This window comes from Enterococcus avium (genome assembly GCF_002891025.1).
In the GTDB taxonomy this organism is placed as follows: domain Bacteria; phylum Bacillota; class Bacilli; order Lactobacillales; family Enterococcaceae; genus Enterococcus_A; species Enterococcus_A avium.
The window spans coordinates 1,424,449-1,447,447 of sequence record NZ_NBSL01000002.1; the positions used below are offsets into that span (position 1 = coordinate 1,424,449).

At 38.8% G+C, this 22,999-nt stretch carries 21 protein-coding genes and 1 riboswitch; of the genes, 4 read left to right on the plus strand and 17 right to left on the minus strand.

Going from position 1 to position 22,999, the window contains the following annotated elements; all coding sequences use genetic code 11:
- The first annotated feature begins 22 nt into the window (after positions 1–22).
- Entirely contained in the window at positions 23–232 is a 210-nt protein-coding gene (locus tag AUF14_RS07295) for a ferredoxin (protein WP_048720863.1), read from the plus strand.
- A gap of 81 nt (positions 233–313) precedes the next feature.
- On the opposite strand, the gene AUF14_RS07300 is transcribed toward AUF14_RS07295, so the two are convergent.
- From AUF14_RS07300 to AUF14_RS07340, 9 genes are all read right to left on the minus strand, one after another.
- Positions 314–907: an ECF transporter S component gene (locus AUF14_RS07300; protein ID WP_049220448.1), complete on the minus strand. Its 594-nt coding sequence runs from the start codon at positions 905–907 to the stop codon at positions 314–316.
- Between the two features lie 121 nt (positions 908–1,028).
- A riboswitch (FMN riboswitch) is annotated at positions 1,029–1,147 on the minus strand.
- A 68-nt stretch (positions 1,148–1,215) separates the two neighbouring features.
- A complete protein-coding gene (locus tag AUF14_RS07305; protein WP_049220446.1) occupies positions 1,216–1,932 on the minus strand; it encodes a pseudouridine synthase in 717 nt (238 codons plus the stop codon).
- Positions 1,933–2,514 carry an SMC-Scp complex subunit ScpB gene (gene scpB, locus AUF14_RS07310; protein WP_016179940.1) on the minus strand — a complete coding sequence of 194 codons (582 nt, stop codon included), beginning with the start codon at positions 2,512–2,514 and terminating at the stop codon, positions 1,933–1,935.
- On the minus strand, positions 2,511–3,257 hold the full coding sequence (locus AUF14_RS07315) for a segregation/condensation protein A (protein ID WP_016179939.1): 747 nt from the start codon (positions 3,255–3,257) through the stop codon (positions 2,511–2,513). The genes scpB and AUF14_RS07315 overlap by 4 nt, the downstream gene beginning before the upstream one ends.
- Before the next feature lies 1 nt (position 3,258).
- A complete protein-coding gene (locus AUF14_RS07320; protein WP_048720871.1) occupies positions 3,259–3,624 on the minus strand; it encodes a GNAT family N-acetyltransferase in 366 nt (121 codons plus the stop codon).
- Between the two features lie 14 nt (positions 3,625–3,638).
- Positions 3,639–4,529 (minus strand): site-specific tyrosine recombinase XerD, encoded by an 891-nt coding sequence (gene xerD, locus AUF14_RS07325; protein WP_049220444.1) that lies wholly within the window; start codon positions 4,527–4,529, stop codon positions 3,639–3,641.
- 113 nt (positions 4,530–4,642) lie between these two features.
- On the minus strand, positions 4,643–5,098 hold the full coding sequence (gene fur, locus AUF14_RS07330) for a ferric iron uptake transcriptional regulator (RefSeq protein WP_016179936.1): 456 nt from the start codon (positions 5,096–5,098) through the stop codon (positions 4,643–4,645).
- A 113-nt stretch (positions 5,099–5,211) separates the two neighbouring features.
- A complete protein-coding gene (locus AUF14_RS07335) occupies positions 5,212–6,069 on the minus strand; it encodes a CvfB family protein (protein ID WP_049220466.1) in 858 nt (285 codons plus the stop codon).
- Positions 6,070–6,204: 135 nt separating this feature from the next.
- The gene (locus AUF14_RS07340; protein WP_102865970.1) at positions 6,205–7,914 is read right to left on the minus strand and encodes a cell division site-positioning protein MapZ family protein; all 1,710 of its coding nucleotides are present in this window, start codon (positions 7,912–7,914) and stop codon (positions 6,205–6,207) included.
- A gap of 319 nt (positions 7,915–8,233) precedes the next feature.
- Between AUF14_RS07340 and AUF14_RS07345 the strand changes: the two genes are divergently transcribed.
- On the plus strand, positions 8,234–9,550 hold the full coding sequence (locus AUF14_RS07345) for an ISL3 family transposase (protein ID WP_102865971.1): 1,317 nt from the start codon (positions 8,234–8,236) through the stop codon (positions 9,548–9,550).
- Between the two features lie 92 nt (positions 9,551–9,642).
- Here the strand turns inward: AUF14_RS07345 and rpoD are convergent, their stop codons facing one another.
- From rpoD to AUF14_RS07360, 3 genes are all read right to left on the minus strand, one after another.
- Entirely contained in the window at positions 9,643–10,752 is a 1,110-nt protein-coding gene (gene rpoD / locus AUF14_RS07350) for an RNA polymerase sigma factor RpoD (protein ID WP_016179933.1), read from the minus strand.
- Positions 10,753–10,774: 22 nt separating this feature from the next.
- On the minus strand, positions 10,775–12,595 hold the full coding sequence (dnaG, locus tag AUF14_RS07355) for a DNA primase (RefSeq protein WP_049220439.1): 1,821 nt from the start codon (positions 12,593–12,595) through the stop codon (positions 10,775–10,777).
- A gap of 150 nt (positions 12,596–12,745) precedes the next feature.
- Positions 12,746–13,381, minus strand: coding sequence for a lysozyme family protein (locus AUF14_RS07360; RefSeq protein ID WP_049220437.1), 636 nt, complete (start codon positions 13,379–13,381; stop codon positions 12,746–12,748).
- A 183-nt stretch (positions 13,382–13,564) separates the two neighbouring features.
- Here AUF14_RS07360 and AUF14_RS07365 point away from each other — a divergent pair, with 183 nt between their 5' ends.
- Together AUF14_RS07365 and mprF are read left to right on the plus strand one after the other, a co-directional pair.
- Positions 13,565–14,287 carry an alpha/beta fold hydrolase gene (locus AUF14_RS07365; protein ID WP_049220436.1) on the plus strand — a complete coding sequence of 241 codons (723 nt, stop codon included), beginning with the start codon at positions 13,565–13,567 and terminating at the stop codon, positions 14,285–14,287.
- Between the two features lie 4 nt (positions 14,288–14,291).
- A complete protein-coding gene (mprF, locus tag AUF14_RS07370; RefSeq protein WP_049220434.1) occupies positions 14,292–16,871 on the plus strand; it encodes a bifunctional lysylphosphatidylglycerol flippase/synthetase MprF in 2,580 nt (859 codons plus the stop codon).
- Positions 16,872–16,976: 105 nt separating this feature from the next.
- On the opposite strand, the gene AUF14_RS07375 is transcribed toward mprF, so the two are convergent.
- From AUF14_RS07375 to hrcA, 5 genes are all read right to left on the minus strand, one after another.
- Positions 16,977–17,972: a plasmid pRiA4b ORF-3 family protein gene (locus AUF14_RS07375; protein ID WP_102865972.1), complete on the minus strand. Its 996-nt coding sequence runs from the start codon at positions 17,970–17,972 to the stop codon at positions 16,977–16,979.
- A gap of 89 nt (positions 17,973–18,061) precedes the next feature.
- Complete coding sequence (gene dnaJ / locus AUF14_RS07380) at positions 18,062–19,222, minus strand: molecular chaperone DnaJ (protein WP_016179926.1); 1,161 nt, start codon at positions 19,220–19,222, stop codon at positions 18,062–18,064.
- 149 nt (positions 19,223–19,371) lie between these two features.
- On the minus strand, positions 19,372–21,201 hold the full coding sequence (dnaK, locus tag AUF14_RS07385) for a molecular chaperone DnaK (protein ID WP_048718188.1): 1,830 nt from the start codon (positions 21,199–21,201) through the stop codon (positions 19,372–19,374).
- A gap of 49 nt (positions 21,202–21,250) precedes the next feature.
- On the minus strand, positions 21,251–21,808 hold the full coding sequence (grpE, locus tag AUF14_RS07390; protein WP_016179924.1) for a nucleotide exchange factor GrpE: 558 nt from the start codon (positions 21,806–21,808) through the stop codon (positions 21,251–21,253).
- A gap of 33 nt (positions 21,809–21,841) precedes the next feature.
- Positions 21,842–22,882: a heat-inducible transcriptional repressor HrcA gene (hrcA, locus tag AUF14_RS07395; protein ID WP_016179923.1), complete on the minus strand. Its 1,041-nt coding sequence runs from the start codon at positions 22,880–22,882 to the stop codon at positions 21,842–21,844.
- Positions 22,883–22,999: the final 117 nt, after the last annotated feature.

Below are 22,999 nucleotides of genomic sequence, written 5' to 3' on the forward strand. Positions count from 1 at the left end.
ATCTCCTGTGGAAGGTGAAAAAATGAAATGCGAAATCATTCCTGAGCGCTGTATCGCTTGCGGGTTATGCCAAACGATCGCTCCAGAAATATTTGATTATACTGACGACGGTCTCGTCCTATTTGTTGGAGAGCCTGAAGCCAATCACGAGTTTATCCCTGAAGATCAACAAGCGGCGGTTATTCAGTCAGCCAAACGATGCCCGTCTCATGCTATCTTATATCAAAATTAATGATAACATACTTTAAAAAAAGTACACGAAAACAAGCAAATTTCAAAAAAATCTCAGACAAAATTGTCTGAGATTTTTTAACTAAACTGAATGATGTTGCGAGGTCATCGTCTTTTTCGATAACCACGGTAATAACTTGGCGTGTAAGACTAAGAAAACAACGCTAACAGATATACCTTTAAGAATATTGAATGGAACAATCCCTACTAAAATATAGCGTCCTAATCCCATTCCTAGCATTTGTCCGGCTGAAAGTCCAAATGCCTTCAAATAAAGCGGCGTAATCACAAAGTAATTTGCAATACTCATAAAAATCGTCATCGCCAAGATACCTAATCCTAAACCTAAAATCCGTTTCGAAGTTGTTCTTTTTCTAAACATTAGAAAAATCGGTAAGGTATATAAAGTTGAGGCGAAGAAACTAGCAAAGTCTCCAATTAAATTATCGATCGAAAAACCGGTCATTGTCAAATGCAGCAATGAACGAATAAAAGCTGTTGCAATCCCCGTTAATGGTCCAAAGATAAACATATTAATCAACACTGGAATATCGCTAAAGTCTAACTTTAGAAAAGGAAACATAGGGAGAATGGGGAATGCGATAAGTTGTAAAATTAATCCCATTGCTGCTGCCACTGCCACTGCCGTCATTTTTTGTAACCGTAAGTTCTTCATATGAAATCCTCCGTTTCGGAATCATCTTCAACGAACCATTTGAGCCAGACCTTGACACAAAAAAACTCTATGCTTCAGAAAAAAGCATAGAGTTACTTGAATACAATCTCACTCAAATAAGCTCTATCTTCTTTATCCAGACTGTACTGTCGGTATCGGAATCTCACCGATTCGGCTGCTTGCGCAGTTCGCGGACTATCACCGCCGGTCGGGATTTTCACCCTGCCCCTGAAGACGAACCATAAATTATTTTTTTATTGTGAATTAACTATAACAAGTTTACTTTCAAAAAACAAGTAAATGATTTTCTATTTTGACTGATTCAACAACGTATTGATTTCTTTTGTATTTAAACGACGATACTCTCCAGGACGCAATCCATGTAAAGTTAAATCACCATAACGTTCTCGCTTTAATTTCTGAACCGGCAAACCAACTGCTGCTAACATGTTTTTGACTTGGTGGTTTCGGCCTTCGTGGATCGTTAATTCAACGATACTTGTTTCGGCTTTTTTATCTGCTGAAAGGATTTCAAAACGAGCCGGTGCTGTTTTCTTTCCCTCAATGCGGATACCTTTGGTCAATGGTAAAAGAGCTCTTTTCTCTGCGTATCCTTTTACTTTAGCTACATACACCTTGTCGATTTGGTGCTTTGGATGAGCTAATCGTTGTGAAAAGTCACCATCATTCGTAAGAATTAAAATACCCGACGTATCATAATCCAAACGTCCCACAGGATAAATTCTTTCTGGAACAGCTGCAAAATAGTCTGTCACAACTTTTCGGTTTTTATCATCACTAACGGCTGAGATTACACCGCGAGGCTTATAAAATAAATAATACACGGGCTCCTCTTGATAGATTGGTACACCATCAACTTCGACAATATCTTTCTTACCTACTTTTGTTCCAAGCTCCTTTATAACCTCACCATTTACTTTAACCCGACCGCCAGTAATATACTCTTCAGCTTTGCGACGCGATGCAATTCCTGCGTGGGCGATAACCTTTTGTAATCTTTCCATTTATTGTCCATCCTCTTCTTTAAAGCGATCATAAAATAAATCTAATGGTTCATCCTCATCAGCTAGATCTGCTTCCATCTTTTGTACATCCGGCAGTTCTTCCATATCTTTTAATCCAAAATAGTCCATGAAATAAGCGCTGGTTCCATATAAAATTGCACGACCCGGACCATCAACACGCCCTTTTTCTTCGATCAGCTGTCGTGCTACTAATGTTTGAACTGCTCCGCTTGATTGCACCCCGCGCAGTTCATCAATTTCTGATCGTGTCACTGGCTGTTTGTAAGCAATGATCGAAAGTGTTTCAAGAGCTGCTTGACTTAAACGGTTAGCCATTGGAGAACGTGCAAATTCTTTTAACAAAGGAGCAAACTCCTTTTTCGTGCTTAAAACAAAGTGATTTCCAACCTCTAACAGGGTTAATGCGGAAGCAGCATTCGTTTCATATGATTCCTTCAGATCTATAATGTTTTGATAGATTTCCGGAGTAGGGCGTTTTAAAGTAAAGGCCAGTTCTTCTAAACTAATCCCTTCTTCACCTACCACAAAAAGCATCGCTTCAATCTGGCTTAATTGATTCATACAATTACTCCTTTAAAAATCAAAATTGGTGCGTATGTTTCTTCCTGAGTTGCAGTAGCTTGACCTTTTTTCATCAATTCCAACAACGCCATAAAGGTTGTGATCATTTCATCCTTGGTATACTGCACAAAAAAAGACTCTAGTGGTAAGCCTTCATTCTCAGATAATTTTTCTAATCGACGACCAATCTCATTCACTTTTTGGTCAACCGTAATCGTCTCGGCGGTTACAGTTGTTTCGATTGTCTGATTTCTTTTCTTTCGTTGTAAAACATCATGCAAGGCTAAAAAGAGATCGATGGTATTCAATTGATTTTTCGGTAAAGGTAAGATTTCTTCCTCATATTCGGAAAGATCCATGGGGGCTTTTGTATAAAACAAGCTACGCTCTTCTTCCTTTTCCGACAATACCGAAGCAGCATACTTATATTTTCGGTATTCTAATAATTGCTGGACTAGAGCGTCTCGTGGATCTTCTCCTTCTTCGTCATCATACTCAAATGCCACCTCAGGCTTAGGCAAAAGCATCTGACTTTTGATTGACATTAAGGTTGCGGCCATAACCAAATATTCACCGGCCACTTCTAATTCCAATGTCTTCATGGCGTGGATAAAATTCATATATTGTTCTGTAACTGCTGCTATCGGAATATCATAAATATCAATTTCCAATTGCTGAATCAAGTGCAGTAATAAATCCAATGGCCCTTCAAAAACATCTAATTTTAAACTGATTGTCTCCATTTTATCCTCGCTTATGTTTCTGCCACTTCGCTAAGAAAGCAGATGTTGCTGGTGTTCCAATTATTGTTTGATCTGGATACAGCGCTTGTAGTTCTTCCATCATTTTTAGGCTCACACCTTCTCCTCGATAAGAAGGATTTAAGCTGATGTCATGCAAAACAATTTCTTGGTCTTCAAGCTGGCTGACTCCCACGACGCCTTGAACATTATCTGAATGTTCATCGTAATAGCAATAAAGCTGATAACGATCATCATCTTCATAGGTATCAATTTCTTTTAGCAAGTGCTGATGGTCCTTCAAACTTTCATGGAAACTTAAAAGGCCCATTGCGATTTTTCGTTGATTTTTTCGATAGTGACTAAGCATTTTCTTTCCTCCTATTAGGCCCGTGGAAAAAATTCTTTGTAGACTTCGGTCATTCTTCGTTTAGTAATATGGGTATAAATTTGAGTCGTAGAAATATCAGCATGGCCCAAAAGTTCCTGAACAGTTCGCAAATCCGCCCCGTTTTCTAACAAATGCGTCGCAAAGCTATGGCGCAGTGTATGAGGAGTGACATCCTTCATGATCTCGGCCTTGATTACATATTGTTTCAGATTTTTCCATATCCCTTGACGGCTCATCCCGTGTCCGTGGTTATTAACGAATAGAAACATTACGTTTGGTGTTTTCTTGGTTAACAAAGGACGCACTTCGGTTAAATAGCGTTCCAGCCAATGAATTGCATAATCACCAAGAGGAACAATCCGTTCTTTATCGCCCTTCCCAACAGTTTGCAATAAACCCATCTCTAAATGGATATCTCCAAGTTTCAAACCAATCAGTTCGCTAACTCGTAGCCCCGTCGCATACATTACTTCTAAGATTGCACGATCACGGATTCCTAAGTCTGTCGTCGTATCCGGAGCGGCTATCAAACGTCCCACTTCTGCTAATGAAAGCGTCTGAGGCAATTTTTGAGCTTTTTTCGGACTATCTATATGTTGCATCGGATCATGATCCGTGTAACGCTCTTGACGTAAAAACTGATGAAACCGACGCAAGCTGGAAATCATTCGCGTGATCGTAGTTGATGCTTTCCCAGCTTCAGTTAAATTTGCCAAAAAAGCCACAACTATATAACGATCGACAGCCTGCCATTCGGTGACCCCTTGTTCACTCAAAAAGGACAAATACTGGTAAAGATCTCTTTGATAACTGACACGAGTATTTTCTGAAAGACCACGTTCAATCGTTAAAAAATGCAAATATTCCGTTATTTGTTCATCCATGTTCTCACCACTTTCGCTTTATCATAACAAAAAGTCCCTTGAAATGATAGCACGTATCTTTGCAAGGGACTATATAAATTAATTATAACTTAATCCGTTTTTCTCAAGAAGCCTTACGCTTCTTTTTTTTCTTGACAGCTTTGACAAATGCCGTGAAAAGTTAAACGATGATCCTTCACTAAAAAGTGATATCGTGATTCTACTACACGTTCTACTTCGCCTAAAAGGTCTTCTTCAATCTCTTCAATATTTCCGCATTCAAGACACAATAAATGATGATGAAAATGCTCTGCTCCTTCTTTACGAAGATCATAACGAGCTAAACCATCATCAAAGCTGATTTTGTTGACGATTTGCAATTCAGTCAAAATTTCTAATGTACGATAAACCGTTGCTAAGCCGATTTCAGGACTTTTTTTCTTTACTAAAAAGTATATCTCCTCGGCTGATAAATGATCTTTTTCATTTTCCAATAATACGAGAACAGTTGCTTCGCGCTGAGGTGTCAACTTGAATCCCGAATCGTGGAGCTGCTTTTTGGTCTTTTGTAAGGCTAGGATTGCGTTCAAGAGAACCCTCCTTCATCTATTTTAGAATAATTCTAAACTAACAGTTAAGTAATTGCTGCTTTTCTTAGAATTATTATAGTTTATCACCTTTATTTATGCAAGGACATTCTCAATTAGCTTTTCAAACGAATTTGACCTTCGCTTTGTTCGATCAATTTTTCTTTCAGTAAGTGACCAATTGCCCGTTTAAACTGGCCTTTACTGATTCCAAACGCCTCTTTGATTTCTTCTGGCGCAGACTTATCCCAATAAGGTAATGAGTGGTCTGGATTTCTTTGCAGCATAGTCAAAATCATCGCAGCATCATCATTGATCATTTCATAGCTGCGTGGTTTCAAAGACATATTCAAAACACCATCTGGACGAACACCGATGACACGAGCTTCAACGACTTCTCCTAGGCGTGGTTCCTGATAACGTTCTGAGGGATGAACAAAACCAATATAAAAATCATCCGTAATTAAATATGAACCAGCAACTTTCAAGCGATAAATCGTTCCTTTTTTATTCTCATTCTGCATCTCAGCAGTACCTGAACGGCTTAATGAATGAAAAATCGCTTCATCTGCTAAAACACCCCACATCCGGTCCTTTTCATCAACACGTAAACTGATCATCAAACGATCACCTTTTTTAGGCCATAATTCTTTCATACTCGGCATTTCATCTAAAGAAACAACCATATCTTTGTCAGGTAATCCAATATTAACAAACGCACCTAAATCTCTGCGAACGTCTGTCACTTCTCCAAAAGCATAATGTCCAATCCGAACTTGGGGGATTATTGTGGTAAAAATCGCCTCTTTCTTTTGATTCACATACCCAAAGCCTTCAACTGATTCTCCGATTTTATAAGAGGCATCCTCAGTCTTCAAAAAACGGAACGTTACCCCATTTTTTTGTACTAAATACATCATGTCATTTTCATCAATGATCAAGCCTGTAAAAACTTGACCTAATAATTCATTCATACCTGCTGCTCCTTTTGATTTTACTACATCTAATTTTCTACACACCATTTAAAACTAACTATCTCTCCTATTTTACCACAGCTCATGACTAAGGCTGGAAAGAAAACTTTCTTCCCAGCCTCTATTTTTTTTATTTTAGTTTGGCCCGTTTCCTTTGAACCATCCAGTTTTACAGTTGATCGTTACTAGGTACATTGGCAAGTCGCTATCCGAGTAGCCTTTTGTCAATGAAGCACGATTAGAAGTGGCGTATAAATTATAATACCCTTCTCCATTTTCAACTTTCACTGGTTCTAAGCTATATCCGCCTTCCACGATATATCCACGGGAAATACATGTTTGTATAACCTTCTCCCTGACGCCTGGCGCCCAAGCGTACGCATCACTACTTGTATCTCCTGCCTGACTAGTATCAGAAGAAGTTCTATCTCGGGTTTCTTGAGCTGCCTTTTCTTGTTCTGCTTTTTCTTGAGCGGCTTTTTCTGCTGCTGCTTTCTCTTCAGCAGCTTTTTTCTCTTTGTCCTTCAACGTTTGATCAACCTTCGTTAATTCATCCTTTTGAGTCTGCACTAGCTCTTGATTAGCTACCGCTTTCACTGCATCATTAGCCTTATTGTACTGATCACGATTGACAGAATCAATCACGTTGCCGTCCTTTAACAAACTATCAGCCGCTTTTTTCGCTGCTTCAACCTTGGTATATTGATCCTTTGCATTCGTGATGGCTTGACTCATTAAAGTATCAAACTCTTTATCTCCTGTATTAATAGTAAGATTCACAGGTTCGGCTGTTTTCAATAATGGTTTGTCTGCTAGTTTGTTCCCATTGATCGCAGGGCTTGTGAATAGCTGATTTACAGATTGCTCAGCCTTTTGCTTATTCGATAACTCATCGTACTCTTTTTTCAATTCATCGTATCGTTTGTGATCTTTATACTTGGATAATTCTTCATCAATTTTACCCGTGTTAAGATTCACTTTATCTGCAACAAGAAATGTATGTTGATCATCCGTGTAATAACTATCAATACTTTCCTCAATCGTGTCAAGGGCTTTATTTTCTTTTTTAACGGTTGCAATCCCCTGCGCTTCAACTTCCTTCTCGTGTTGATAGTAATAAGCGCCACCAATACCTAACACGGCAATTGCCGCAAGTGTGATATAAACCTTTTTGCGGCCTTTCTTGGGTTTTTCTTCTGAAGACTGTTGATCTCCTGGCGGAATAGCTCCATTATTTGATTCTGAATCAAGTGGTGTTTCTTCTATCTCTTCAGAAGCGGATTCTGTGTTTTCTTCGTCATAAGGAACTGCAGGATCTAACAGAAATGCTTCCTTCGATTCATTCTCTGCTTCAATTGCATTTTCAGCCGTTTCTTCTATTGGTTCGTCCATTTCACTCTTTTGTTCTTCTGCAATTTCTTCATAGTCAGTCTCTGGAGCTTTGTCATTTGTTACTTCTTTCGTCTCTGCAATCTTATTTTCATCGATATTAACAGAATCTGTCTCATCGACTTCCTCTGATTTATTTTCAGTTTCACTATTTTCGGGTTTGTCCTGGCCTTCTTTATGCTCACGAATATACTGCGCTAATATCGGATTCATTTCAGGAGTTTCTTCCGTTGATTCTTTAGAGTTTTCTTCTTTCATTTTATCCTCGTTATCCTTAAACATTTTTTGCACAGATTCAATTGGCATATCTGCTAGATCAGACCATTCGATCGTATCATTTTTATCATTGATTTCTTTGGTATTTTCTTGATCATTTAACTGTAGTGAAAAGCCACACTTCGGACAAGTTGTGCATCCTTCGACTGGTTCATAACCACAGTTAGGGCATTTTTGCAATGAAATCGGCTCCTTTTTTTCAATCATATGCTTTAATCTATCATATGTTTAGGGATGTTCCAAGCAATTTTCGAACGAATTAATCAAAAATAATAAATTCCGTATGCTTTTTGGAAATTGCACAATCATGCAGTTTAGCTGTATTTTTGCCATAAAAAAAATCCTCAAGGAAATCCTCGAGGAGCTTAAATATTTTGGTTCTATAATATTTGGTGTTGTTACTCTTTCTGAGTGAGAACACCAAGTATTTTTTTATACAAAAAGACATTTGGTTGTCCTATAATTAAATCGCTGAACCCAATCATAGGAGGCGAACCAAATGTCCAGTATTAAGAATATCAAATATAAAGATAATTGCCTAGACAAAACCATCAAACAAATCCTAAATATTCATGATTCCAACATTACTTTTCCTAAAGACGCCGTTTCAAAAGAAAAAGTCCATGACAGAATGGCCACCGTCTTTACTGGTCGACTGAGCTATCCGTCTCCTCGGTGTGAGTGTTGCGGCTACGACTCCGTCATCCATCATGGCTACAAAGATAGCTGGATTCAATTACTCCCTTATCAAGAGGTGCCAACCTATCTTCATCTCTATAAACAACGATTTTATTGTAAACAGTGTCACCATACTTTTTCGGCTAAAACCTATTATGTCGCAGAAAACTGTTATCTCTCCCAAGCGCTCAAGTTTGCGATCGCTGTTGATTTAAAGAAGAAAATTTCGATGAAAGATATCGCTCAACGTTACTTGGTTTCCGCTAAAACGGTCGAACGGGTGTTGGATTCTTTTTTTGAAGAACCACGACTGAAGCCCAATTACTTACCCAAACATCTATTGATTGATGAATTCAAAGGAACTAAGGACTGTCAGGGCGCCATGTGTTTTATTCTCAGTGATGCGGATACGGGGAAAATCTTTGATATTTTAGAGGATCGAAGAAGCTTCAAGCTGATCGCTTATTTTATGCGCTTTACTTATCACGCTCGGAAAAACGTTTCTCATGTCGTGATGGATATGAACGCGAGCTATGATTCTGTGACAAAGGTCGTTTTCCCAAATGCTCGGATTTCCATTGATCGGTTTCATGTGATCCAACAACTTAATCGTGCATTTAATAAACAACGGATAAAAACCATGAATCACTTGAAAAAGAGCGACCCGCAAGCCATGAAAAAGTATCGCAAGCTTAAGAAGTATTGGCGAACCATTCTGAAGAAAAATAGAAAAATCAATTATTCTTCGCTCAAACAATACCCGCTTTTCCAACGGAAATACCTGACGGAATCGGAAGTATTGGACTATTTATTATCGATTGACGAGCGCTTACGGACAAGCTATGATGTGTATCAGAATTTGTTGGATGCCTTTGATGCCAAAGATTATAAAGACTTTTACGAACGCATTGATCACTTACCTCCGATGCTTGATCCAGCATTTAAAAAAGCGATTCTTTACTTAAACAAACACAAACAAGCGATTATCAATGCGTTAAAATACCCCTATTCGAACGGAAAACTTGAAGGGAAGAATAACTTGATTAAAGTGATCAAGAGAGTGGCATTCGGTTTTAGAACCTTTCGTCACCTTCGTATGCGAATTCTGATTCAACAGAATCTTTGCGACATTATTTGAGCAAAAAAACAAAAAGAAAAAAGGAAACGCCGAAGCATTTCCTTTCAGTGATTTAATGAGAACAACACGATTTGACTTAGAGCCAATATTTTTTATTCTAAAAAGTCTTTCAATTGCTTAGAACGTGATGGATGGCGTAATTTACGCAAAGCCTTCGCTTCAATCTGACGAATCCGTTCACGGGTAACACCAAATACACGGCCAACTTCTTCTAATGTACGTGTTCTGCCATCATCTAAACCAAAACGTAGACGTAAGACATTTTCTTCACGGTCAGTCAATGTATCCAAGACATCTTCTAGTTGTTCCTTCAACATCTCTGAAGCCGCATGTTCAGCTGGACTTGTCGCTTCTTGGTCTTCAATGAAATCACCTAAATGTGAATCATCTTCCTCACCAATCGGCGTCTCCAATGAAACTGGCTCTTGAGCGATCTTCAAAATCTCACGAACTTTTTCAGTAGGCAGATCCATTTCAGCCCCAATTTCTTCCGGTGTCGGTTCCCGGCCTAGATCTTGTAGTAATTGACGTTGTACACGAATTAACTTATTAATCGTTTCTACCATATGAACCGGAATACGAATCGTACGCGCTTGGTCAGCAATCGCACGAGTAATTGCTTGTCGAATCCACCATGTTGCATAGGTCGAGAACTTGAACCCTTTACGGTAATCAAATTTTTCAACGGCCTTCATCAAGCCCATATTTCCTTCTTGGATCAAATCTAAGAATTGCATTCCACGTCCAACATACCGCTTCGCAATACTTACAACTAAACGCAAGTTCGCTTCAGCTAAGCGTTGTTTTGCTTCTTGATCCCCTTGTTCGATCAATAATGCAAGCTCAACTTCTTCTTCGGCAGTCAACAATGAAACGCGTCCGATTTCTTTTAAATACATACGAACTGGGTCATTAATCTTAACGCCAGTTGGGGCCGATAAATCTTCTTTTTGTGCGGCTTTTGCAGTTTCTTCATTTTGTTTCAAGCTAGCCTTAGAAGGTTCACCATTTTCATCAACGACACTAACACCAGCATCTTCGACTTTTTGGATTAATTCATCCATTGCTTCTGCACCTAATTCATAAGGTGTCGCCAAACGATTGGTTAATTCATCGTAGACCACCTGTCCTAAAGGTTTTTTCTCCTTAATGAAGGCTGCTAAAGCTTTTTCGTACTCTTTTTTGTTTTTTACATCTGCCATAAAATAAATGCCCCTTTCACTTCTAGGCTTGTTTCAAGCGTTTTGTCAATTCGATAATTTGCACGGTTAATTCTAATTCCCGCTGCTGGTTTCCACTTTTTCTGGCCTCAAGCTGCTCTTCTTGTCGTTGTTTGATTTCCTCAGCAATGCCAGATTGGGAAATTACCCGCATCAGATCATAGATTTCTCGTTCGTTACTATCTTCTGACATGGATATCATAGAGATGTCGATGACTAGCTGCTTCATCTCCTCCTCTTTTAAATAGTTCAGGAAGTCTGCTAAAATAAAATTTCCATGAACCATCATATAACTATCTAAGTAAAGAAGCAATTCTTGATACTGATCGTGGATAAATTGAAATTCCGTCTGGACTAATTGTTCACGGATCGAACTTTCATTCATGCACCGATACAGTAACATTCGTTCGGCTTTTTCTTCTTTGGTCAATACTCTTTTGACCGATTGAGTCGGTGCCGTAGAAACCGGAGCTTGCTGCTGACGTCGCTCAGTACGGATTGTTTGGCGAACCATTTGCAATTGTTGCTTCAAACTTTCTCGCGTCAAATGAAACTCATTGGCTAATTGACCCAAATACAAATCTTGTTCTACTGGAGATTGGACTTTTGCCAAATCTTGCATTAAGACTTCCAAGTAGTTCAAACGGTCCGCTTCATTATCCAGATTCAACCCTTTCTTCCGATAATGCATCTTAAAAGCAAAAGGGGTCTGACGACCATGTTGTAATAAATTCTGCAACTCAGTCTCACCGTATTTTCGCAAGTATTCATCTGGATCAAGTTTCTCCGGCACAGTAACGGTGGACAGATTCAATCGACTATGTGCATCTAAAATTGTTAATGCACGATCCGTCGCCGCTTGCCCAGGATCATCACCATCGTAGGCGATTACCACTTGACCAGTCACACGCTCAATTGTCGCAATTTGTTGCTCCGTTAAACTTGTACCCATGGAAGCTAGTCCAATTTTGATACCGGCCTGCCAAGCAGCTAATACGTCCATGAAACCTTCAAATAGTATTGCTTCCCCCTGTTTACGAATTTCGTTTCGGGCTTTGTCAAAATTGAACAATACCTGCCGTTTATTGAATAGCTCCGTCTCAGGAGAATTCAGATACTTCGGCTGATCTTCTCCAGGAAAATCCTTTGTTTTCAACAAACGTCCAGAAAATCCGATCGGTTTCCCACGAAAATCATTCAGAGGAAACATCACTCGCTGATAAAAACGATCGTTAAAGCTACCGTCATCTCTACGAATAAATAATCCGCTGCGTTCCATCAAATCAGCATTCACCTTGTCTTGTTGTGTCACTTGAACTAAGAAATCCCGTTGACTAGGTGCAAAACCAATCTTAAATTCATTGATCAAATCATCACTTAAACCGCGTTCATGAAGATACTCTAATGCTTCTTCACCAACCTTCGTATTCATTAACAGATGATGATACAAGTCTCGCGTTCGTTCATGCAACGCAATTAATTGTTGCTGCCCTGTTGACGTTTGGTTCACAGGCTCACTAGAAATCTCAATACCTAAAGGAATTTGTTCCATGTCGGCAACTTTTTTTACAGCTTCAGGAAAACTGATTCCTTCTAGCTCTTGTAAAAAAGTATAAACATTGCCGCCCTTACCGCATCCAAAACAATGAAAAATCTGCTTGTCTTCAGCAACCGAAAATGATGGAGTCTTTTCTTCGTGAAATGGACAAAGTCCCAAATAATTTTTGCCGGACTTTTTTAATTGAACATATTGCCCAATCACTTCAACAATATTTGTTTTCTCACGAACCTCATCAATCACTTGTTGGGGAATTCTTTGCGCCAAAAAAACCTCACCCCAGTTCCCAAAAATATGATAACAGCCGTAAAAAATCGCCCCAATTCATCTCTCGATCAGCGCGATTTTTTTAGACAAACTTATACGTCTATCATTTTAGCATATTTCTTTATTATTACAAGCTTTCCGCTCATTATTTTAACTATCTTGAAACCTTTGAAACATCGTAATGAAACGCTTATTCATTTGCACGATTTCAGCATAAAACATGTTTCCACCGTTTTGATACAGATACCCGCCATTGTATAACACAGATTGCAATTGCATATAACGATAAGTGTGCTGCTGATCATTGCCATAGCCTGGGGATAAAACGTCTCGCGAGTATTCTTCAGCAAGCTCCACACTATTTTTACCACCGTGCTCTTGCACATATTGAATATATTTTGTTCCAAAGTTATACGCTTGAATTGCAGTGTCGAGGTCGCATCCAGCAGCCTTCGCCTGCTTATAGCTTTCCGCAAAATGCTTAACACCACTTTCGATACTCTCTTGTTGACTAATAATCTTTCCACGACTTCCATAAGCACTTTCGGAGCTTTGCATTAGGTCCGTCCCCTGACCCTTTGATTCAGTATACATGATTCCTAAAATAACGTCCGTATAATCTCCTACCCCAGTTTGATCCGCCAAAACTTGCACATCGTTGCGATAGCCGTTGACGGTATTTGTATTTTTATATATTCGAATTGCAAAAAATCCACCGACCACAAGGACCGTGAGAATTGCAACTATAATAATTATTTTCAAAAGTTTTCCAATTATCTTTAACATGAAATCTACCCATCTGTCTTCTTTTTTCTCTTTCCATACTACAAGAGTCAATCAATCTTTTAAAAGTAAAATATGATAGCTTTATATTTAATTAATCATTCTAAAGTTTTCATTTTATTCCATGATTAAATTAATGTGCAATACTTAAAAAAATCGGTATACTTAACACTGGTAGGTGATGTTGTGAAAAATGAAAAAAAAATCGCTCAAATGAGCGATGGTTCAGAAATTTATTACGAAAAATACGGAAAAGGGCCAGCGCTCTTTTTGCTTCACGGTAACGGCGGAAGCGGTCGATACTTTTCAAAACAATTAAACAGTTTCAGCAAACATTTCAACGTTTATGTTGTTGACAGCCGCGGACATGGTCGTTCAACTAATACGCAAAAGGAAACAAGTTTTCACTTAATGGCAGAAGATCTCGCAACCATTATGGAACAAGAAGGACTTAATCATGCCGATCTCTTGGGCTTTAGTGATGGTGCAAATTTGGCAATGGTTTTTGCGCGACTTTTTCCTGAAAAAGTGGATCATCTGGTTTTGAATGCTGGAAATACGGTTCCTAGTGGTGTTCGAACGCTTTATCATCTCTTGAGTTATGTACAATACGCGATCGTTTGGATCGGGGCGTTTGTAGATACAGGTATGCGAAATTTCTTACCCATTCTGCGTCTGCTTTTCCGCGATATCGGGTTGACAACTGAGGACTTGAACCAGATACAGGCTCCTACTTTGGTTATCGTGGGTAAACATGATTCAATTAAAACGCAACATTCAATGTATATTGCTCGTTCGATTCCAAACGCGAGTTTTGCAATCGTTTCAGGACAAGGACATATGTTCGCGCGTAGAAATCCAAAGCGTTTCAATCAAGAAGTCCTTCAATTTTTAATTGGTGAGGAGTGATTCGATGGAAAATCTTATCGGATGGATAAAAACACATTTAAGTAAATTTAAAACAATCTTTTTGATTTCAGTTATTATTATTGTCTTGTTCGAGTTATCCAATATTGCAAAAACAATTTCCTTTGATCAGCTTTCAACTATTTTTAGCGAAATCAGCATCTGGAATATTTTGCTAATGGCACTAATCGGATTAGTTTCTGTGATCCCAATGATCGGCTACGATTTTACCTTAAATAACATCTTAGAACAGAGACCAAAGAAGTTATACATCTTTGAAACAAGCTGGTTGGTTAATACCCTAAACAATATTGCTGGCTTTGGTGGCTTCGTTAGTGCGGGATTACGCTCTGAATTTTATGGCAAACAAACATCTGGGAAAAAAGTTATTCAAGCATTATCAAAAATTTTAGTCTTTACAATGTCAGGACTTTCAATTTATGCACTGCTTTCTTTTTTCTTAGTTATGTTCGACGACCACAATCAATATCTACGACAATACTGGATTTGGTTAATTGGTGGTGGCCTCTATTTTCCAATTGTCTTTTGTTTAAGTCTTTTCGGTAAAGGAGAATATCTGGGCGACCTGAAAAGTTCACATCGTTTGGAATTGATCGCGACCTCCTTTCTCGAGTGGACGGGGACGTTAGTCAGTTTCATTTCAATTGGTTTGTTGATGGGTATCCATGTGAGTATTCGCGATGTTGTTCCGTTATTTATTGCTGCGACAGTAATCGGAATTGCTTCGATGATACCAGGTGAACTCGGCAGTTTTGATCTGATGATGATTATCGGTCTTTCAGCTCTGGGAACTCCTCGCGAAACAGTTGTCGCGTGGCTTTTATTATTTCGACTTTTCTATTACCTGATTCCCTTTGCTATCGGCCTGATTTTCTTCTTCAAGAATCTTGGTACAACGATTAATGCACGTTATAAAGGAATTCCAATTAGTCTATTAAAAGAATTGGCACACAAGTTCGAGGTTATTCTACTTTATTTTACGGGAATTATGCTGGTTTTATCAGCAACAATTCCTGAAGCATTTATCCGGTTGCCTTTCTTGCAACGGCTGAATCCTATTCATTCCCGTGTAATTGTAGTCTTTCCAGCTATTCTTTTAGGCTTTTTATTGATTGTTTCCGGTCGTGGAACCTCTGCACGAGTGAAGAGAGCTTATATTCCTACGATCATCATTGTAACCTTAACTTTTCTATACTCATTGTTAGCAGGATTTCGTTTCTCAACCGGAATATTCCTTGCGCTATTGTTGCTTTTTGTTATTTTTTCAAAGAATGAGTTATTTAGAGAACAACTAGTTTATTCTGCTGAATGGATGACGATTGATGGGATAATTATGGGCAGTTTAGCAATTCTATACATTATTATCGGTGTTTACAACAGTCCAAACATTCATCATCGTCATCGTTTGCCAGAATTTTTCTTGTTTCCAAGCGAAAGAATTTGGTTCGTTGGTTTTATCGCTATCCTGATAGTTGCTTTCATTATCCTATTATTAATCCGCTTTTTGAAAAATAAACGAATTCAAATTGGAGAAGCCTTAGATGAGTCTCGTATCCAACACATTTTATCAACATATGGCGGTAATCCTGACAGTCAATTGGTTTTTTTAAAGGATAAAAAGGTCTTTTACTACAACAACGGTGATGAAGACACAGTTTTCTTCCAATTATCGACCTTCAATAATAAAATTTTAGTAATGGGCGATCCTTCGGGGAAAGCAAGTGACTTCGAGGCTGCTACAGAAGCACTGATTAATGAAGTTGATCGCTACAATTATTTACCGGTTTTTTATGAAAATAGCGAAGAGATGGTCATGATTCTTCACGAGTTCGGCTATGATTTTATCAAATTCGGTGAAAGAGCCCATGTTCACCTGCCTGACTTTACGTTAAGCGGAAAGAAAATGAAAGGTCAGCGCTCTAGCTTCAACAAGGTTCTTAAGGAAGGGTATCAATTTGACGTGATCACACCACCCTTCTCGTCTGAAACCATTTATGCTTTAAAAACTGTCTCAGATGAATGGTTGGGAGGTCGCAAAGAAAAAGGCTTTTCCTTAGGTTTTTTCTCAGAAGATTATTTGCAACGAGCGCCAATCGCGGTGATTAGAAATAGCGATGAAAAGATTGTTGCTTTCGCAAATTTCATGCCTACTTATACCAACAGCATCGGCACGATCGACTTGATGCGCCACAGTCCTGAAGAAGCTCCAAGCGGCACGATGGATTTTCTTTTCATTAACCTATTCCAGTACATGAGAGACGAGATGGGTATCGAATATTTTGATCTAGGTATGGCTCCCTTAGCAAATGTTGGAACCTCCCGCAAAAGCTTCACCCAGGAACGAATTGCCTATTTAGTTTATAATTTCGGCTCCCGTTTCTATTCTTTCGGTGGTCTAAAAGAATACAAAGATAAATATGCTAATGAGTGGTTACCTAAATACGTACTCTATTCCCGTGATAGTTGGATTGGTTATGTCATGATCGCCCTTTTGATTATAGATAACTCTCCAGTTCAAGCTGAAAAGAAATATCACGGATTTCGTCGATTCATCTTTAGAGATTAGTTGTTTTCATATTAGTGATTATTTTGTAAATAAATATTCGCTTTTAAAAAACGTCAAAAGAGTCTGGAGTAATTTACTCCAGACTCTTTTTAATTTTGATTTTACTCATTTCCTGATTCTTTTCTGTTCTAGCCTGGCGTTTAATTCTGCTAGATCAAAGGGCTTCCAAATTTCTTCTCCGCGCGTATCTTCACATGGAGTATCACCCTTTGCCTTTACGCAAACAGCATACTGAAATTGCACTGCTTCATTTAAAAGTACTTTTTCTACAATGATTTGATGCTCCCAATCACAGCCAAAATCATAGATATATTCAATTTTTGCTCCTTCTTGGAAATCCTCGTCAATCAATCGTCGCTCTTCAGAAAACTGTGACATTTCCAGTTCGCTCGGTCCAATCATTTTAGTCCGATCTACAAAGAAACTATGTAAATGACTGTCTTCCCATCCAAAACTAACTTGAAGAATTTGATGAAGCTGCTGATAAGTAGTGCCAGCCGGAATCTTTAAGCGACGCCAAATAGGTGGTTTAAACCCCTTCAAGTCCACTCTAACTAAATAACTTGTTATTTGGTTTTTAACTTTCTTCTGTTTAGGAAACGCTAAAATATTGTCAGGTGCTTTTTTTCTTGGTACTTCTTCAAGGTCATAGTATCCAACATTATAGGGGTCTTCAACTTCAAAATTTCCTTCACGCCACTCATCCATAATAGATAATTTTGCTTTAGACCAATAATTCGGATTACTCATACGAGTCAAAAAGGCCGTTTTATTAAGATAAATAAAATAGTGCATATCCTTGCACTCATCCTCTGTGATAATTTTTTCATGATACAACGCACTATAAAGGTCTAATAGGATTTGATAGGCATAAAAGCTTTCATCAATAAATAGAGGCATATGTTTAGGCATATGATGAATCAATGCATCCTCTACAATTTGTTTATCCAACAGCTTACTACTCAGTTTCCCTTTGTCAACAAAGCTTAAAAAGAATTCAATTGTGCGAATTAGGCCATCCGGTTCTGCGAGTCCTCCCGCAATAAAGTAATGCATCATGTCTCTGGTCATTCGATCAAATAGCTTGTCCAATTTATCCATATGAACCTCCTTCAACACATATTCTCTTCTTACTAATAGTAAAAGAAAAAAGAGACTCAATCAACAGTGAATTGATTAAGTCTCTATAATTATTTCTTTCCGCCAAAGGCATCCTTCACCTTACCAAAGAAACCTTCCTCTTTTTGTTCACTAACCGTTTGGCCGCCAGCTTCTGCAAATGCTCGCAACGCTTCTCGTTGTTTCTCATTCAAGTTCTTAGGCGTGACGATTTTTACTGTTACTTGCTGATCGCCATTTGTGTTGCCACGAAGTCTAGGCGCTCCTTTGCCGCGAAGCCTAAACTTAGCACCTGTTTGTGTTCCAGCTGGTATCTTCAATTTTACATCACCATGAACAGTTGGAATGTTAATCTCATCACCTAACGCCGCCTGAACAAAACTTAGAGGCAACGTGTAATAGATTTCTGCACCATCACGATCAAAAATATCACTTTGTTTCACTTTAAAGACCACATATAAATCTCCATATGGTCCGCCATTGATCCCTGCTTCTCCTTGATCAGCTAATCGCATTTGTTGTCCATCTTCAACACCAGCAGGTACTTTTACCTTAACTGTATGAGGACGTTTTTCATGACCTGAGCCATGACAAGTCGGACAAGGATCCTTAATTTCTTTCCCAGTTCCATGACAAACATCACATGTTTGACGACTCATTACACGGCCAAGTGGTGTTTGGTGTTCCACATTGATTGAGCCAGAGCCATGACATTTATGACAGACTTCGGGTTGTGTCCCAGGTTTTGCACCATTACCGTTACATGTATGACAGGTTTCTTCACGATTGTATTTAATGTCCTTTTCCACACCAAAAATAGCTTCTTCAAATTCCAAGTTAATCGAATATTGCAAGTCAGAGCCTTGTCTTGGTGCTTTAGGATCGGCTTGTCGAGAACCTCCGCCTCCGAAGAATGATTCAAAAATATCTTCAAAACCAAATCCGCCTGCTCCACCAAATCCACCAGCGCCTCCGAAACCGCCTGCTCCGCCGGCACCAAAGTTTGGATCAGTCCCTGCATGACCATATTGATCATAAGCAGCTCGTTTTTGTGGATCACTTAGGATTTCATAGGCTTCAGAAATTTCCTTAAACTTTTCTTCAGCATCAGCTTCTTTATTAATATCCGGATGGTATTGCTTGGAAAGCTTACGATATGCCTTTTTTATTTCATCATCCGAAGCACCTTTTTGTACCCCAAGGACTTCGTAATAATCCCGTTTTGTAGCCATTGGCTTCCCTCCATAATTTCATAGAATCGTTAGTATTGTATCACACTCAAAATCGATACGATACTTTTCTTAGATTTTTTCTAAAGGAATCACCAATCTTGAAAGAAAAAAGACCAAAGCGATGACTTTGGCCTTTAGTAACGAATCAATTATTTGTCGTCATCGTTAACTTCTTCAAAATCAGCATCCACGACATCATCCGCGCCGCCTTGAGCTGCGTTTGGATCAGCCTCTGCTTGTTGTTGTGCTGCTTGTTCGTAAAGTTTAACCGTTAAGTTTTGTACGATTTCGTTCAACGCATCGCGTTTCACTTTCATTTCTTCGATATCATTTGCTTCAACTGCCGCTTTCAATTCATCACGTGCATCTTCCGCTTTCTTGACTTCATCAGCGTCTACTTTACCTTCTAATTCTTTCAAGGTTTTATCTACTGAGAATAATAAAGCATCGACATCGTTACGTAGATCTACTTCTTCTTTACGAGCTTTGTCGGCATCTGCATTCGCTTCAGCATCTTTCACCATACGTTCGATTTCTTCGTCTGACAAACCAGATGAAGATTTGATTGTGATTTTTTGTTCTTTTTGAGTTCCTAAATCTTTCGCAGAAACATTTACGATACCATTTTTATCAATATCGAACGTAACTTCGATTTGAGGAATTCCACGTGGTGCTGCTGGAATATCAGTTAATTGGAAACGACCTAAAGTTTTGTTATCCGCAGCCATTGGACGTTCACCTTGCAACACATGGATATCTACTGCAGGTTGGTTGTCCGCAGCCGTTGAGAATACTTGTGACTTGCTTGTTGGGATTGTTGTATTGCGGTCGATTAATTTCGTGAACACACCGCCCATTGTTTCGATACCTAATGATAATGGTGTTACGTCTAGCAATACGACATCCTTCACATCACCAGTGATAACCCCACCTTGGATCGCAGCACCCATTGCTACTACTTCATCCGGGTTCACTGATTTGTTTGGTTCTTTGCCAGTTTCTTTGCGTACCGCTTCAACAACCGCAGGGATACGAGTAGAACCACCGACTAAAATAACTTCATCAACGTCAGATTGTGACAATCCAGCATCCTTCAATGCTTGACGAACTGGAGCTTTTGTACGTTCCACTAAATCAGCAGTGATTTCGTCAAATTTCGCACGAGAAAGAGTTGTTTCTAAGTGCAATGGACCAGCGTCACCAGCTGTGATAAATGGTAAGCTGATTTGAGTTGAGCTAACACCTGATAAGTCTTTTTTAGCTTTTTCAGCAGCATCTTTCAAACGTTGCATTGCCATTTTATCTTTAGAAAGATCAATTCCGTTTGCTTGTTTAAAGTCAGCAACTAAGTAGTCGATGATCTTGTTATCAAAGTCATCCCCACCAAGACTGTTATCACCAGCAGTAGATAATACATCGAATACGCCATCTCCTAGTTCAAGGATTGAAACGTCGAAAGTACCACCACCAAGGTCAAATACTAAGATTTTTTCATCTTTATCAGTTTTATCTAAACCATATGCTAATGCTGCTGCAGTTGGTTCATTAACGATACGTTCAACTTCTAAACCAGCAATTTTACCAGCGTCTTTTGTTGCTTGACGTTGTGAATCATTGAAGTAAGCAGGAACTGTGATGACTGCTTTTTCAACTTTTTCACCTAAGTAATCTTCTGCAAAACCTTTAATGTATTGTAATACCATTGCAGAGATTTCTTGTGGTGTATATGATTTGCCGTCTGCTTCTACTTTATAACCAGCTTCACCCATATGACGTTTAATAGATGAAATTGTGTGTGGATTTGTCACTGCTTGACGTTTTGCTACTTCACCAACTTGAATTTCACCGTTTTTAAATGAGACAACGGATGGTGTTGTACGATTTCCTTCTGGATTAGTAATGATTTTAGCTTCTCCGCCTTCTAAGACAGCGACAGCAGAGTTTGTTGTACCTAAGTCAATACCGATAATTTTACTCATAGTTGAAAATCTCCTTTTCCATTATATGTTTAATATAGTAGTTTACATTTTATTGAGCTACAATCACCATTGCTGGTCGCAATACGCGATCATGTAGCTGATACCCTTTTTGCAGCACATTTACAATAGTGTCAGGTTTTACGTCATCTTCTGCTGGAACAGTTTGTACTGCTTGATGCAGATTTGGGTCGAACGTTTCACCTTCTGCTTTGATCTCTGTGATACCTTCTTCTTTTAATGCAACAGTCAAGCTTTCAAGAACCATTTCTACCCCTTTTTTCAGACTAGCGCCTTGATCGTCAGTAACTTCAGTTGCTAGGGCTCTTTCTAAATTGTCGATCGCTGGCAGTAATTTTTTGCCAAGATCTTGTGAACGGTAACGAACCAGTTGTTCACGTTCATTTTTGTTGCGGTTAGACATATTTGCGATCTCAGCGCGAGCTCGTAAAAATTTGTCTTCCATTTCGTTAAACTTATTCGTTAGTTCTTCGACTTCTGAAACTTCTGGAATATCAATATCTTCCGCTTCTTTTTCGGTCGACTCATTTTCAACTGATTCGACTTCTTCTAATTCTTCTTCAACTTCTTGTTTCTTTTCTTCTGCCACTGCGCGTACTCCCTTTCTTTGTAGGAATCGTTTCTAGTGATATAAACCCAAAGAACGATAATAATCGTCCAATGCGTTCGTCAACTCGTATCGGAAAACTTCCAATAGACCAAAAATCTTTGAATATGGCATCGATGTTGGTCCTAATAACGCAATTGTTCCGCGGCCATGTCCACGAATTTCATAGTTTGCTTGAATCATACTAAGATGATCAAACAGATCATTTCCCATCTCCGCGCCAATTCGAACATGAATATCGCTATCATAAGGCAACAGTAGCTGTGTCAGCTCATCTGAATTCTGCATCAATGAATACATTGATTTCACATGATTAAAATCTTGATCAGGATTAAAATTCAAAATATTCATTCGTCCACTGACAAACACCTTATCCTCAAAAGCATCATTCAAAATCACGTCAAATAAGTGACTGATTCCTTCAGTTGTCTGGAAGTAACGATGCAAAATCATTGGAATCTCAGTTCTCAATTTTTGATAAACACTTACCAAAGGTTGGCCTACTAAACGATCGTTGATAATTCGAACCATTTTCTCCAAGTCCTGACTGTCTACATTCTCAGGAATGCGAAAAACTTGACTCTCAACATTTCCTTTATCTGTGACGATGATCGCCAAAATCTGACGATCATTTAATGGAACAATTCGAAAACCAGTCAATGTCCGATCCTTCATTTCAGGGCCAAGTGAGAACGCGGTATAGCTAGTAACTTGTGAAAGTATCTTGGCAGACTGCTGAATGATATCATCAATCTCATGAATATCTTTCTTAAGCGATCTGCGAATCTGGTCTACTTCTTGATTACTCACCTTCGCTGGCGTTAATAGATAATCCACATAATATCGATAGCCTAAAGCTGAAGGAATTCTTCCAGATGAAGAATGAGTCTTCTCTAACATGCCTAATTCCTCTAGCGCCTTCATATCATTGCGGATAGTTGCGGAGCTTGCTTTTACGCCTTCTTCCATCAAACTTTTTGATCCGACCGGTTGACCCGTATTGGTAAAGTTTTTGATGATTAAGCTGAGAATCAGTTTTTGTCTTTCCGTTAACATTCTTCTCATCCTTTAGTTAGCACTCTTTCTTTTTAAGTGCTAACTCGATTATTAATATACCAACAACTTCTATATAAGTCAAGGAAAAAATATAAAAAATTAGCACTCTACACATGA

What these genes read in the sequence shown, in the direction of transcription:
- AUF14_RS07295 (WP_048720863.1), top strand. Translation starts at nt 23, where the DNA reads ATGAAATGCGAAATCATTCCTGAGCGCTGTATCGCTTGCGGGTTATGC.
- AUF14_RS07300 (WP_049220448.1), bottom strand. Translation starts at nt 907, where the DNA reads ATGAAGAACTTACGGTTACAAAAAATGACGGCAGTGGCAGTGGCAGCA.
- AUF14_RS07305 (WP_049220446.1), bottom strand. Translation starts at nt 1,932, where the DNA reads ATGGAAAGATTACAAAAGGTTATCGCCCACGCAGGAATTGCATCGCGT.
- scpB (WP_016179940.1), bottom strand. Translation starts at nt 2,514, where the DNA reads ATGAATCAATTAAGCCAGATTGAAGCGATGCTTTTTGTGGTAGGTGAA.
- AUF14_RS07315 (WP_016179939.1), bottom strand. Translation starts at nt 3,257, where the DNA reads ATGGAGACAATCAGTTTAAAATTAGATGTTTTTGAAGGGCCATTGGAT.
- AUF14_RS07320 (WP_048720871.1), bottom strand. Translation starts at nt 3,624, where the DNA reads ATGCTTAGTCACTATCGAAAAAATCAACGAAAAATCGCAATGGGCCTT.
- xerD (WP_049220444.1), bottom strand. Translation starts at nt 4,529, where the DNA reads ATGGATGAACAAATAACGGAATATTTGCATTTTTTAACGATTGAACGT.
- AUF14_RS07335 (WP_049220466.1), bottom strand. Translation starts at nt 6,069, where the DNA reads ATGAATGAATTATTAGGTCAAGTTTTTACAGGCTTGATCATTGATGAA.
- AUF14_RS07345 (WP_102865971.1), top strand. Translation starts at nt 8,234, where the DNA reads ATGTCCAGTATTAAGAATATCAAATATAAAGATAATTGCCTAGACAAA.
- rpoD (WP_016179933.1), bottom strand. Translation starts at nt 10,752, where the DNA reads ATGGCAGATGTAAAAAACAAAAAAGAGTACGAAAAAGCTTTAGCAGCC.
- AUF14_RS07360 (WP_049220437.1), bottom strand. Translation starts at nt 13,381, where the DNA reads ATGTTAAAGATAATTGGAAAACTTTTGAAAATAATTATTATAGTTGCA.
- mprF (WP_049220434.1), top strand. Translation starts at nt 14,292, where the DNA reads ATGGAAAATCTTATCGGATGGATAAAAACACATTTAAGTAAATTTAAA.
- AUF14_RS07375 (WP_102865972.1), bottom strand. Translation starts at nt 17,972, where the DNA reads ATGGATAAATTGGACAAGCTATTTGATCGAATGACCAGAGACATGATG.
- dnaJ (WP_016179926.1), bottom strand. Translation starts at nt 19,222, where the DNA reads ATGGCTACAAAACGGGATTATTACGAAGTCCTTGGGGTACAAAAAGGT.
- dnaK (WP_048718188.1), bottom strand. Translation starts at nt 21,201, where the DNA reads ATGAGTAAAATTATCGGTATTGACTTAGGTACAACAAACTCTGCTGTC.
- hrcA (WP_016179923.1), bottom strand. Translation starts at nt 22,882, where the DNA reads ATGTTAACGGAAAGACAAAAACTGATTCTCAGCTTAATCATCAAAAAC.